Below are 13,318 nucleotides of genomic sequence, written 5' to 3'. Positions count from 1 at the left end.
CACACACTATATGGATTCCTGTTTTTGGCTTCTTTTCCTATGTCTACTTTTGTAATCAAACCAGCGCTTTTTGACGATCTTGAACAACTTAATGATTTGATGTTCGAACTGCATGATGAGCACCATATCCAATCCCCAGAGCTGTTTAAAACCGCAGAAGAAATCGAACAAGAAAAGAGCATTGCTCGTTACCTCGATAACCCTGAATGTTTGGTGTATGTCGCTAGAGTAAAGGATGAGATCATCGGCTTTGTGTCTGGGCATTTCTGCGAGCTTATTTCTACGGTTAGTAAACCTGTAATGATGGGAAGTGTTGATGAGCTCTACGTTTTACCAGAGTATCGTAAACAGGGCACTGCAAAAGCTCTGATTGAGAAGATAGAGGCGACATTCGTTGATTATGGAGTGAAACAGATATTTGTTGAGGTTTGGGACTTTAACCAGACAGCGATTTCTCTCTACGAGAACCAAGGTTTTGGGCATCATATTCATTGGCTAAGAAAGTCGTTAGCGTAATGTTTGGAAGTACGATGTTTCGGATAGCTGTCTACAAATACATTTCACTCGCACCTGATAGAGTTACGCATTTTGGTATGAGAGCTATTTCGATTGAGTAATACTTTCAATGAGTTAGGGTTAATGACAGGGCGTTACTCGTTTTTGCTAGTGAAGCCTAAGTACTTTAGTAGAATCACTTCTAGCCCAAAAATTACACCAAGAGCCACGCAAAACCATGTAAATGCCATTGTGGAATCAACACCAGGCATGCCGCCGATGTTGATGCCAAGTAAGCCAGTTAAAAAACTGGTGGGCAGAAATATGGTGGCAACCAAGGTAAAGAGATAGCTATTCTTGTTCGTTCTCTGCTCTCGTCTATGTCTGATTTCTTCTTGAAACAACTCAACTTCGCCAAGAAAGAAGTCGATTGTTTCGTTGATTCGAATGATGTTGTTATGGGCGAATCGATATTGGTGTGGCCTTGTTATTACCAACGGTGCTTCAGACTCAATCAGATCTCTAATCGCGTATTGTTGTGGGCGTATGAATCGCTTTATAGACATCAGCGCTTTTTGTGCGGAGATATGCTTGTAGGTTGATTCATCACTTACATCGAACTCATTTAACGTATTTTCAATAACGTCTAAATAGGTATCAATTTTCCCATTCAGACCGTCGATCATGTGGTTTAACAAACTAGCTAAACTCTGTGGACCTTTTTGCTCTACTAGGGCCTCTCTAATATCCATGATTGCTCTGGATGGTGTTTTACGTGTTGAGATTAACGCGCCGTTGTAATAGAGAATTCGGATACTAAGCATGTCTTCTGGTGACGCGTTAGCGTTCATATTGACACCGCGTAAGATGAGCAAAAAGTTTTCTCCATCCAGTTGATGGAAAGAAGGGCGGCTCTCGTCTGCAAGCAAGTTTTCTATCGTCGATCTTGGTATTGCGTTGAACTCTAGCCAGCCTCGGATAGCGAGGTGACCTCTTTCACAGTGATACCAATGATCAGCTTCTATGACTTCAGTTGAGTTCTCCTTTTTTATCGGTTTTTCACTCGAAAAGTCCCAATGTTCGATCATGAAACTCATAATTGCGTCCTTGTAATAGGAGGGAGAGGTAGTTTTTAATGCTCAGCTACGAGCAGCATATCACATGGAGGAGATTGTAATAGGTTATCTACGGTACTTCCCATCCAGTAACGAGATGCGCTGCTTCTTCGGCATGCACCAAGCACTAACAGCGTTCCTTTGTGTAATTTCACCGCTTCAACAAGGGCGAAGTCAGGGTTTCCTCTGATGAAGGTTAAGGGAACCGAGTTGAGGTTTTTATCTTTGAGGAAGTCCAATACCCCTTCTTTCTGGCTTTGTAATATTTCTCGACTGAATTCTGTCAAATATTCCGCGACGTATTGGCAATAAACAAGCTTGAAACTTTGTGCCAGTGTGTCAGAAAGACGCAATCCTGCTTTGATTATTGCCCGGTCTATAGTGCCGCTTTCGTCGTCCCTGTGTAATGGATCTATCGCTCCGAGCACTAGGGTTGATGTTGACCACGACTTGTCAGTGAGTAAGAACAAGTTTTTGTTCTCGGTTATCAAAGCTGACATCAGCTCGTGCGATATATTGATACTCTTTGCGTCAACAAAGAGCGTGTTGTTATTACCTGACTCTCTGATCAGCTGTGAGATCCATTTCCGTCCGTCCAAATGTATAAAATCTAGCTCGTATTTTAAGTCTTCTTCTTTCGCTATAAGAGCAACTTTTTCAAGTACTTGTATAGTCCAATTTAAGTATCTATCGTTTGTACGCTTGGCATCTCGCGCTTTATCACTAATGAAATCAAAAAAGGTGTGATCTTCGCTTCTACGATAATCCTCTCCATAAATCTTGATAGGCGAATTTGTTTTAGAGGCGTAAACAAGAGTCTTTAGCAGCACCTTTCTTGATGGAATAATTGAAGTTTTCAGAAGTAAATCCACGGTTACCATGACTTTCTCCTATCTGTGTCAATGATTTTTGCGAATTCCGCTGCATTTACAAATAACACGCTAGAGGCGCGATTTTTTAACTTATTCAAGTTTAGGATAGAAAATTGAGGCTTGATGCGGAACGTGTAGCCTTTCTTAGTATAAGAAAGTTGCTTTGAACTATCATATGAGTGCGTGACTAATATGTAATCTTGTGTTTGATGTTGTTTGCCATTCGTATCGTGAATTCAATGCAATCTGATGGTGTGTCATTGTTGAGAAATGATATTTTCCATGTCAAAATTTCTGACATAATTCTGATAATACTGGCAGAATCTCGCGCTCAGTTGGTCTAGTGTCTGAGCTAAGTCAATTGAAAATCAGTTTCTGATGTTTGCTATAGTGAATATGCGTTAGGTAGCAATTCTACAACTTGTTACTTAATTTTTGTCGTAAAATATTTGTGGCGTAGACATTATATGTCTGCGTGGCTTGTATTATTTAAGGTTTTTTTGTGCTGAGATCTTTGTTTATTCTCATATTTTTGTCGGTGTCATCTATTGTTTCAGGGAGCGTATTTGCTGCCTCTGATTCAACTGCCATAAAAGGTGCACTTTGTGTCGTGAAGGCCGATGAAAAGGTCGTATTGGTTCATGAGATTCTGACTGACAGAATTTCCCTACCTGGCGGAACCATCATTGCAGGGGAACCTGCGAAGGTCGCTGCCCAGCGAGAAACATGGGAAGAAGCTGGTTTGTCAGTGACAGTTGGAGAAGAGCTTGGAAGAACAGAGACGGCAGTCATTTTTGACTGTATATCGGACTCTGAAATTATTGCTTTTTCTCAAAACAACATGCTTGATGCTAACGAAATGCCGAGTTGGTTTGCTCCTCATTTTGGAGTTGAAGTTGCGTCTACGATGTTAATGCAGGCTGAATCATTACCTTCGAGCCTTTATCGATATCCTAGCCAGTGGCAACAGGTAAAATCTTTTATCCAAGAAGCTACCAACCAAGACGTAGTGTATGTCAGCCAGTTGGTTGATTCTGCACCTAGCTTTCGTCAACTTGAGTTGTATTGGATGACCAACTTACAAAGTTTTGTTGGTTCTTTATCAGATACGAGTGAAAGTTCTGCATGTAACTTTGCGAAGGCAGTAACTTTTCTAACCTCACCCATCATGCTGTTACTGCTGTTTCCCTATGTAATGATGCGTTTCGACGGTCGGTTCGTGTGCCGACTTTTCTTTGCAGTATCAATTACTTCGATAATGTCCTTAGTCGCTCAGCAAGGCTTTTCTCTACCTAGACCACACGTATATTTACCGATGGCAGAGTTAACTAAGAGCTATGGATTTAGTTTCCCGAGCCTTCCTATTGCTGTCTGGTTCTGTGTCGGCATGTTTATATTCCAACGAACTGAGTCCTTTGGAATGAATCGTACAACGATGGGTGCAGTTACATTAACTGTTTTGGTGATGTTCTGTAAGTTCTATCTAGGTACTGCATTTATATTGGATATGTTGATCGGTGCTGTATTTGGTTCACTGGTTGCTTGGCATATTTTAAGGTTGGAAAGTAACCCAGAAGTTGATGTTGATAAGCTACTTTGCGCGAAGAGTGTTTGGTTGACGGTCACCTGTATTACGGCTGTTATCTCCGTAATTTGGCCGCTACCCGTTTTTGCTGCTTGGTTAGCCATACTTGTAACGGCTTCCGCTGTTGTTATCACATTTAGAGATAATGAAGTTCGACTCACATTTCAGCAAATGTTGTACCTCATTTTAATTTTGCTGTTTGCGAATCAGGTTTGGGACTATCTAAGTCAGTTAGTCGCTTATAGTGGGTTATGGTCTCTAATTACAGCAACGTTAAAGTACCCATTATTAATGCTAATTTTTGTCGCTATCGCACGAAAGCTGACTCTGCAAAAAACGGTCTTGTCCTAAAAGAAAGCCTCGCATTAACGCGAGGCTTTTTACTTCTATCCTTTTGGTAGAAGAGGGCGTGGATCATTAAGCGTTGAGAACAAACTTCTCGATTGATTTAGCCACACCGTGGTCATCATTGCTTTCGGCAATATAGTTTGCAATGCGTTTGGTCTCTTCCATCGCATTTGCCATGGCAATACCGAGGCCCGCGTATTCCAGCATATGGTGATCGTTTTCTGCATCGCCCATACAAATCACTTCTTCAGCTTTGATGCCCAAGTATTCAGCGATCGCCGAAACACCGATGCCTTTGTTACTTGATGGATTCAAAAACTCTAAGAAGAAAGGCGCGCTTTGCACTACCGTAAACTCTTGTTTTAATTCCGCAGGTAAAGTCGCAATAACTTCAGTTAGTTTGCTTGGCTCTGCAACCATCATCGTTTTAATGATCGCGTGATCATCTTCTAGAGAGTCGAAGTTCATTTCGGTAATTTCAAGACCGTTGATCTTCGCTTCGATGTCTGTGTAAGGGTTATTCTCTTCTGTGATTAGGCCGTGCTCTTGGCTGAATGCGTGAACATAAGCGCCAAGCTCGCGCGCTTTACGTGCAATTTTCTTCGCAGCTTTGCCATCAATGATTTGCTGGTGGATGATTTCGTTCGTACCAATGTTTTTCACCATTGAGCCGTTGTAGTACAAGACAAAGTCTTTGTCTGAGTCGATGTTCAACTCATCTAATTTGTCTTGCATTCCTTCTAGAGGGCGGCCAGAAGCAAGGACAACGGTAACACCCGCTTCACGTGCTTTTGCAATTGCTTGTTTGTTCTCTTCAGAAATTACTTTGTCGCTGTTTAGCAACGTACCGTCCATGTCTAGGGCGATCAGCTTGTACATCTTTACTTACCTTATAAAATTGGGAACCTGCGTATGAAACTACAAAACAACCTATTTTAACAATTTATTTTTGGTTTAAATTGACCTGAGTGCGCCTCTCCATTAAGGTCTTCGCCTCGAAGTATAATGAGTTGAGTGAGTTCTACGTTGTATAAGCTAAATGAGATGTTTGAAACCATCCAAGGGGAAGGGGTTTTCACTGGTGTGCCAGCGGTTTTTGTGCGTTTGCAAGAATGTCCGGTTGGGTGTTCTTGGTGCGATACGAAACAGACTTGGTACGCGGAAGAAGAAGACCAGCGCCAGATCGGTGATATCTTGGTGAAAACAGAAGATTCTCCAACGTGGTGTTTCGCATCGGCAGAAGACATCGTAGCTGAATACAAAAAGCAGGGCTTCAATGCGAAGCATATTGTGATCACTGGTGGTGAACCATGTATTTATGATTTACGTGCTTTGACGGCTGCATTTAAAGAAATGGGTTGCCAATGCCAAATCGAAACTAGTGGTACTTCAGAGGTAGTGACTTCAGAAGGAACCTGGGTGACAGTGTCACCTAAGATCGCAATGAAAGGGAAGCTACCAGTGCTTAAAAGTGCATTAGAACGCGCAAATGAAATCAAGCACCCAGTTGGCACCCAAAAAGACATCGATCAACTGGATGTGTTATTGGCCTCTGCAGAGATCGGTGAGAAGACAGTGATCGCACTTCAGCCTATCAGTCAAAAGCCTCGTGCTACCCAACTGTGTATTGATACCTGTGTTGCTCGCAACTGGCGTCTGTCGGTTCAAACTCATAAATACCTAAGTATTGCTTAAGCTCGGAGAGAAAAATGAAAAAAGCAGTGGTTGTTTTCAGTGGTGGACAGGATTCTACAACATGTCTGGTTCAAGCATTAAAAGAGTTTGACGAAGTACATGCCATTACATTTGACTACGGTCAGCGTCATAAGCTAGAGATTGAAGTGGCGGAGAAAGTCGCAAAAGATCTTGGTGTCGCTGCACATAAAGTGATGGATGTTGGCCTGCTGAATGAACTTGCTATCAGCTCTCTGACACGTGATGACATTCCAGTTTCGCATGAGCTACAAGAAAACGGTTTACCGAACTCGTTCGTTCCTGGCCGAAACATCTTGTTCCTAACGCTTGCTGGCATCTACGCTTACCAAATTGGCGCAGAAACGGTAATTACTGGTGTTTGTGAAACAGACTTTAGTGGTTACCCAGATTGCCGTGATGACTTTGTAAAAGCAATGAACAGTGCGTTGGTTAAAGGCATGGATCGTCAATTTGAAATTAAGACTCCATTGATGTGGTTGAACAAAGCAGAAACGTGGGCATTGGCCGATCAATATGACGCGTTGCAACTAGTGCGTGAAAACACACTAACTTGTTACAACGGCATCATCGGTGATGGTTGTGGTGATTGCCCGTCTTGCGATCTACGCAAAGCGGGCTTAGACGACTACCTAAACAACAAAGAAGCTGTTATGCATTCTTTGGTTGAAAAGCAGAAGGTGGAAGGTCAATAGGCTCATTGTAGGCATCAATGACTGAGTTTCGTCCCGTTTTCTTTACTTGATACAGGGCTTGATCAAGTATTGAATAAAGCTCATCAAAGTCTTTCAACGATTTTGAGGTCGATACATAGGACATGCTTGCGGTAACTTTGAGCGCTTGGTTACTTTCAGAATAGATGTGCTTTTCAGAAATCGTTTTATGCAAACTATTAATTCTGAAAGGTACGTCAACCTCATCGACGTTCGTCAGTAAAAGTATAAATTCTTCTCCCCCTAATCGGCCAATCAACTCACCTTTGTGTAACTTCGCAGACAAACTATCACAAATATAGCGTAAAACCTTGTCACCAGTAGGGTGGCCGTATATATCATTAATATCTTTGAATTTATCTAGGTCAAATAGCGCTAGTACATGTTGATTTTCGCTTTTATTCGCTGCTGGTTGCGTCTTGATTTGATTAATAACCGATGCTCGGTTTAATACACCGGTTAAGTCATCAAATTGTGCTTTTCTTTTGGCGTCTCTATGTGCAAGCGAGACAATACTGACCAAACCTAAAAGGCACACAACAATGAAATTGTACGTTCGTTGTTGAGATTTCAGTTCATCAAACTCAAGTTTTTTGATTTCCTTTGAATTTCGGGCTTCAACGAGCCTCAGCTCGTGTTCGAGTTCTTTTTTCGTTAAATCTAGCGCTTCGAGTGCTTTGATATTATTTGAATCTCTCGTCGCAAGCTCAAGGTTTGTGTATTGTTTATAATACAATAGCGCGGATTCGAAATTTTCTCTGTGCTGCTCAATTTTTGAGTTAATAAGTAACGCTTGTGCTTTTAAAGCTGGTGCTGAGTTATGTTTCTCAAGAGTAAGAGCACTCGTCACATTAGCTTTGGCTTGGCTAAGTGTCTTGGGTGACAAGTATGCCCTAGCAAGTGCAATGTGGCTCTCGAGTTGTAACCTAACGTTTTGAGTCTGCTTGCCTAATTCGAGAGATTTATGAAGGTACGTTAGTGCTTTGTTGTCATCACCAGATTCTAATAATGTAAACCCCAACCCTAGGTAACTTAATCCTAGGCCATAGTAAAACTTTTCCTCCTGTAAGATAAGTAAAGCATTCTGGTAGTGTTTTTCCGCCATTTGATATTGATTTAATCGCCTGAAGAGCGTGGCTAAGCTATGTTCGACTTGGGCTACTTCAAGAGCTGAGCCAGTTGCCTTTCTCATAGTCAGTGCCTGTCGGAGATAGTCTTTTGCTTGATCATATTGTCCTAGCTCAACCATAACCAAAGCTGCATCGTTATAGATCCCTGTAGGATCGCTATTTGCAGGGAGAACGCTCAACAGCATTGCATACTTCGTAAGTGCTTGTTGGTACTCACCTCTGTGGTCATAGTTATTTGCGATGACTCGATAGGCCAAATCCAAAGGAAGGTGGGCTGTATTACCTGCGTTTAATGAAGCTTCTAGAGAGGAGCAATAGAAGTTGGCTTGGTGATATCTACCTTGCTCATTCAAGGTAAAACACAACTGATAGTTGAAGAGATTTTTGTTGTTGATGTTACCATCGGATTTAGCTTCGTTGAGCAGATGAGTGAACCTTTCAACAGAAAGAGCATATTTTCCCTTTTTGCGGTTGGCGATTGCATTCAAGTAGTCTGACTCAATCTGAGCGTCTTTAATACGATTAGTTTGATTGTTTCCGAAATAAGGTTGCTCCATCATAAACATATAGTCGAGTATAAGGCCGCTGATGTATAGCTTTTCAGTCGATGAGCTGACGGCATGGTATCTGTCTTGGAGCATGTCTAGGGCGTGTTCTTTATTTTCTTTCACTACTTTCTGATAAACAGAGTGCCAGTTGGTGATACTTTGTAAATTATTAGCGTACAGAGGTGAACTTATGGCTAGCAAGACGAGAAATTGAAAAAGCTTGCGCATAGTGCATATAACCTTATTTTTTCTAAATTATTATGGGCGGGATGATATACCATTTGCATAAGGGGCTTTGTGACGTAGAGCTGATGATTGGGATTATTTTCTTGCGGAAAATATGTTACTGAAAAGGAGATAATAAAAAGCCCCGCATCTTTGCGAGGCTTAACAATCAAAGAGGACTTTATGCGACGTATAGTTTCGCAAGATCTTGAGGTTCCATCTCTTTACCCTCAAGTTGGGCATTCCAGTTTGTACCAACTAAAACACCATCTTCAGCAAGAGTTAGAAGCCAATCTTCAACAAAGATATCAAGAGGGATTTCTAAGACTTCAAAATCTGCCCACTCTTCAACATTATGCGCTTGTGCGTCTTCTTTCGACGACCAAAACGGCATAACTTCGCTGTTTTCGAATTCAGTTGAATCGCAAGATAGCCAACCTTCTTCGTTACGTAAACCCCAAACCAATTGGTTTTCTTTTGTTTCAGCAACAAAAAGATCCAAGTTTGCTTGGATATCTGATGTAAGTTTGCTCATTTCAAAACTCTCATTGTTAGAACATGTTAAGGGTAACACTAAACTCAACTTTCCCCCAATGATAAATGGTCTTTGAATCAAAGATGCCTACTTATTCAACACTTCAGCGTTAGCTTTTCGGTAAAGCTGTGAAGATTGTCCATTCTTTTTTTACGTTACCTTTGTAACCGACCACTGTCGCAGTCACTCTTCGATTCATGGCATGGCTAATTTCATCGCTTCCTTGGTGAGCTAATTTAGTGTCACCAAAGCCGACAATTCGCAAGCGTTCTGGAGTAATGCCAAAGTTTATAAGAAGATTTCTGACGTTTTTTGCTCTCCTTTGCGACAATTCAAAGTTGTGCTGACTAGTTCCAGTTTTACTTGCGTAGCCTTGAAGTTCAATTGACGTTGATGGGTATTCTTTTAGGAAACTAGCCATGTCACTGATCTGTTTTCTAAAGACAGGGTTAATTTCATCTGAATCATTAGCAAAAAGAACGCGTATTTGCATTTTTTCCGATGACTTAACGTACTGACCACATCCATCGTTGTCTAATTCAGATTCTAAGGGTGTTCCTGGGCACAAGTCTCTTGCGTTGATTACACCGTCAGAATCATCATCTTGTAAATCAGCCGACTGGAGCGCGACTGGTACCGCTTGGTAATCGTATTCATCCTGGGCATGGGTAGGCAGAGTAATAGCTAACGGCATCAGACTAAGTAAAAAAGTCAATTTTCGCATAATTAATATTCCACCTTTTGCTTCCACTCTTGGGGAGTGTCAATTCTCAATGCATTGAGTAACTGACCAGTAGCATTCATTACTCGATATTTTGCGTATTGCTCAGCGTATTTAGCATCAAGATAACCTTTTCGTGCCTCAAACAGTTCATTCTCGGTATTGAGGACGTCAAGGAGGGTACGTTTTCCTATGCGATATTGTTTTTCATACGCAATAACAGTTTTAGCTGCAGAATCCACATGGTCTGACAGAAACTCTTTTTGTTGAAGTGTTAGATCTAGAGCGCTCCATGAAAGTCTTAAGCCTTCCTCTACATTCTTATAAGCTCTCTCTCTTAAGTCTTTTGCTTTGTTTAGCTGGTATGCAAAGCTCTCTGCATTTGCACTATCACTGCCACCATTAAACAGGTTATAGCGCATGCGTAGCATAGCACTGGTCTCATTACTGTCACCTTCAATGCCTCCAGCATCATCTCGCCATGTCTGTGAAGCCTCTACAGACACTGTCGGGTAATAGTTACCTTTAGATTGCTTGTACTGGAATTTGGCAGAGTCTACATCGACTTTTGCTATCTTGATGACAGGGTGCTCTTCGAACGCTTTACCTACCGCTTCATCTATTGTGTATGGGATAAAGTTCTGATCTGCTCTTGGAAACACAAGGCCCTGAGGTGACTGACCGACAATGCGCATAAACATGGTATGTGCATCAAATAAGTTATTCTGTGCCGCAGCAAGGTTACCGTGCGCTTTAGCTAAACGAGCCTCAACCTGTGTCAAATCTGCGGTAGAGCCGATCCCTGAGTCGACACGCTTCTTGATATCACGATAGATTTTTTTGTGTACAGCAAGATTGTTTTCAGAAAGCGTTAAGATCTCATAGGCTTTTACAGAATCAAGATAAACTTTGGCAACTTGTAATGCCATGTCTTGAGCATCCGCCAGCAGTTGATAGCGTAAAGATTCTGCATCTGCTGCCGTTCTATCCATATTATTTAGGGTGGCTGAACCATCCCAAATTAGCTGAGTGAAAGTAATGCTTGCTTCTTTACGCGTTAAGTCAGTTACATCACGGTCAGAGTCGGCGGAGTCTACACGCTCGTAACCTATGCCAGCGTCTAGATCAACACTCGGCAGGTAGGCTCCTGTGGCGGCTTCGTTTATATATTTTTTGCTAACGAATTCGTTAAACGCACCTTTGATATCTGGGTTGGTTTGAAGGCTATTGGCAACAGCCTGTTCTAAAGTTTGCGCACCTGTAGAAAAAGATGCTATCACGCTGAGGCTAATCAGCTTGGCTGGAGTCCACTTCACTTCGTTGCTCCTAAGTGATTTTTATTGGTAAATGCTCAGATCTTCGAGCTTTATGTTGAGCGTCGTTCGTTGTGTCAATAATTTAACGCACATTGAGTTACATAAGCAACAATACAATTGTTTGAATATTAATAAAATGTTACCGAGAGCTTTCCGGTAAACAAGCTGCTGATAGTTTTTGTGTATTATTTCCATGTATTTCCATAGGTTTAAGTAATTAAATTACTCTAAGTTTTGAACTAACATCACGATATTAAAGGGGGTGGCTCATTGGTAAATATGTGACCTATTGAATGAAAATAGTTATTAACTTGCTGTTAATAATACTGCCATTAAGGCAATATATAACTATTAAGTATTACTGGTCAGAAGTTTGACGCAAACAAAAGGTCATATAGTATCATGGATCGTACGTCTTTAGTTTCATATCAAGAGCAAGTGGTTGTAATAGGTTTAGATGGCCACATACGCATACTATCCGAAGGATCACAGCCACGTAACGGTGAGATTATCGTAGAGCGAGTTAGTCAAAGCGAATTGAAAGTGGGGCTCGTGAAAGATGAACAAAGTACTGATATCAGCGACGATATTGCTCAAATTATTGAAACTCTAGAATCGGGGCAAGATCCAACCCAACTCAGCGAAGAGTTTGCTACGGCAGCAGGTACTGCCAATGGTTCTAGCTATCAACTAACGGCGACACTTGAAAGAAGTGCATCTGAAATTTTAGCCACGACAGATTTTCAAACCTCTGGCCTTCAAGATCTTGGTGTGTCACAAACTCAAACACTGTCATTGCTCGAAGCATATCTTAACTTTAACCAAGTTATAAGTTCCGCAAGCGGTAACCCAGATACACTGGCACCGAGTGTTCCAACGGTTGTGATAACTGAAGACAGTAACAACGATGGCTCGCTTGAAAACAATGAAGTGGATGGTTTGGTTGAGGTACTGGTTACTTTACCCGCTGATGCACAAGTGGGCGATACGCTCAGTGTGACTGGTCAGCCAGATCGAGTCATCACACAAAATGATTTAGATAATGGTGTCACACTGCAATACCCGGTTCCGGCAGAAGGTGAAACGCTGACCGTTGTCGCTACGATTACGGATCAGGCTGGTAATACTTCAGAGCCAGGCCAAGATGCGGTAACAGTTCCAACCGTTGAAGTACCAGATACGGACGCACCAGACGCGCCAACGGTGGTAATAACTGAAGACAGTAACAACGATGGCTCGCTTGAAAACAATGAAGTGGATGGTTTGGTCGATGTACTGGTTACCTTGCCGGCTAATGCAGAAGTGGGTGATACGCTCAGTGTGACTGGTCAGCCAGATCGAGTTATCACACAAAATGATTTAGATAATGGTGTCACGCTGCAATACCCGGTTCCAGCAGAAGGTGAAACGCTGACCGTTGTCGCTACGATTACGGATCAGGCTGGCAATACTTCAGAGCCAGGCCAAGATGCGGTAACAGTTCCAACCGTTGAAACACCAGATACGGTTGCACCAGACGCGCCAACGGTGATGATAACTGAAGACAGTAACAACGATGGCTCGCTTGAATACAATGAAGTGGATGGTTTGGTCGATGTACTGGTTACCTTGCCGGCTAATGCAGAAGTGGGCGATACGCTCAGTGTGACTGGTCAGCCAGATCGAGTTATCACACAAAATGATTTAGATAATGGTGTCACGCTGCAATACCCGGTTCCGGCAGAAGGTGAAACGCTGACCGTTGTCGCTACGATTACGGATCAGGCCGGTAATACTTCAGAGCCAGGCCAAGATGCGGTAACAGTTCCAGTCAACGAAGCGCCAACGGCGAGTATCGACCTCGATCCAATCGTGGTCGGTAATGACAACACCATTAACGAAGCAGAAAGCACAGGTAAAGTAACGCTGTCAGGTACGGTAGGCGGCGATGTGAAAGTCGGTGATACCGTTACTTTAGCGCTTGGTGAAAACCTTCTGACCACGGCGAAAGTGGTTGACCTGG

The 13,318-nt window shown here is 42.2% G+C and carries 11 protein-coding genes and 1 pseudogene; 5 read left to right on the top strand and 7 right to left on the bottom strand.

Translation table 11 applies throughout. The features are described from left to right. Window positions 1–39 precede the first annotated feature (39 nt). Window positions 40–516, top strand: a complete 477-nt coding sequence (locus KIV41_RS20820) for a GNAT family N-acetyltransferase (protein ID WP_285337600.1) — start codon at window positions 40–42, stop codon at window positions 514–516. 134 nt (window positions 517–650) lie between these two features. Here the strand turns inward: KIV41_RS20820 and KIV41_RS20815 are convergent, their stop codons facing one another. Together KIV41_RS20815 and KIV41_RS20810 are read right to left on the bottom strand one after the other, a co-directional pair. Continuing rightward, entirely contained in the window at window positions 651–1,592 is a 942-nt protein-coding gene (locus KIV41_RS20815; RefSeq protein WP_045385885.1) for a CorA family divalent cation transporter, read from the bottom strand. 35 nt (window positions 1,593–1,627) lie between these two features. Continuing rightward, window positions 1,628–2,491 (bottom strand): universal stress protein, encoded by an 864-nt coding sequence (locus KIV41_RS20810; protein ID WP_252042053.1) that lies wholly within the window; start codon window positions 2,489–2,491, stop codon window positions 1,628–1,630. Between the two features lie 493 nt (window positions 2,492–2,984). On the opposite strand from KIV41_RS20810, the gene KIV41_RS20805 reads away from it, so the two are divergent. Then, window positions 2,985–4,418, top strand: a complete 1,434-nt coding sequence (locus KIV41_RS20805; RefSeq protein ID WP_285337599.1) for a bifunctional NUDIX hydrolase/phosphatase PAP2 family protein — start codon at window positions 2,985–2,987, stop codon at window positions 4,416–4,418. A gap of 66 nt (window positions 4,419–4,484) precedes the next feature. On the opposite strand, the gene KIV41_RS20800 is transcribed toward KIV41_RS20805, so the two are convergent. Beyond that, window positions 4,485–5,294: a Cof-type HAD-IIB family hydrolase gene (locus KIV41_RS20800; protein WP_045385877.1), complete on the bottom strand. Its 810-nt coding sequence runs from the start codon at window positions 5,292–5,294 to the stop codon at window positions 4,485–4,487. Window positions 5,295–5,459: 165 nt separating this feature from the next. On the opposite strand from KIV41_RS20800, the gene queE reads away from it, so the two are divergent. Beyond that, window positions 5,460–6,110, top strand: a complete 651-nt coding sequence (gene queE, locus KIV41_RS20795) for a 7-carboxy-7-deazaguanine synthase QueE (RefSeq protein WP_285337672.1) — start codon at window positions 5,460–5,462, stop codon at window positions 6,108–6,110. A gap of 14 nt (window positions 6,111–6,124) precedes the next feature. Continuing rightward, entirely contained in the window at window positions 6,125–6,823 is a 699-nt protein-coding gene (gene queC / locus KIV41_RS20790) for a 7-cyano-7-deazaguanine synthase QueC (protein ID WP_182026899.1), read from the top strand. Here the strand turns inward: queC and KIV41_RS20785 are convergent. From KIV41_RS20785 to KIV41_RS20770, 4 genes are all read right to left on the bottom strand, one after another. After that, a complete protein-coding gene (locus tag KIV41_RS20785; RefSeq protein ID WP_252042055.1) occupies window positions 6,780–8,747 on the bottom strand; it encodes a tetratricopeptide repeat-containing diguanylate cyclase in 1,968 nt (655 codons plus the stop codon). The genes queC and KIV41_RS20785 overlap by 44 nt on opposite strands. 178 nt (window positions 8,748–8,925) lie before the next feature. Next, the gene (locus KIV41_RS20780) at window positions 8,926–9,279 is read right to left on the bottom strand and encodes a DUF2750 domain-containing protein (protein WP_045385867.1); all 354 of its coding nucleotides are present in this window, start codon (window positions 9,277–9,279) and stop codon (window positions 8,926–8,928) included. A 109-nt stretch (window positions 9,280–9,388) separates the two neighbouring features. Continuing rightward, on the bottom strand, window positions 9,389–10,003 hold the full coding sequence (locus tag KIV41_RS20775; protein WP_252042056.1) for an OmpA family protein: 615 nt from the start codon (window positions 10,001–10,003) through the stop codon (window positions 9,389–9,391). 2 nt (window positions 10,004–10,005) lie between these two features. Then, window positions 10,006–11,316 carry a TolC family outer membrane protein gene (locus KIV41_RS20770; protein WP_038884146.1) on the bottom strand — a complete coding sequence of 437 codons (1,311 nt, stop codon included), beginning with the start codon at window positions 11,314–11,316 and terminating at the stop codon, window positions 10,006–10,008. Between the two features lie 402 nt (window positions 11,317–11,718). Here KIV41_RS20770 and KIV41_RS20765 point away from each other — a divergent pair. Further along, window positions 11,719–13,318 (top strand): annotated as a pseudogene (locus tag KIV41_RS20765) (hypothetical protein); the annotation flags it as partial.

Source organism: Vibrio sp. D401a (assembly GCF_030248515.1).
In the GTDB taxonomy this organism is placed as follows: domain Bacteria; phylum Pseudomonadota; class Gammaproteobacteria; order Enterobacterales; family Vibrionaceae; genus Vibrio; species Vibrio rotiferianus.
The sequence above is the reverse complement of the archived record's forward strand: the minus strand, read 5'-3'. Positions and strand labels throughout refer to the sequence as shown.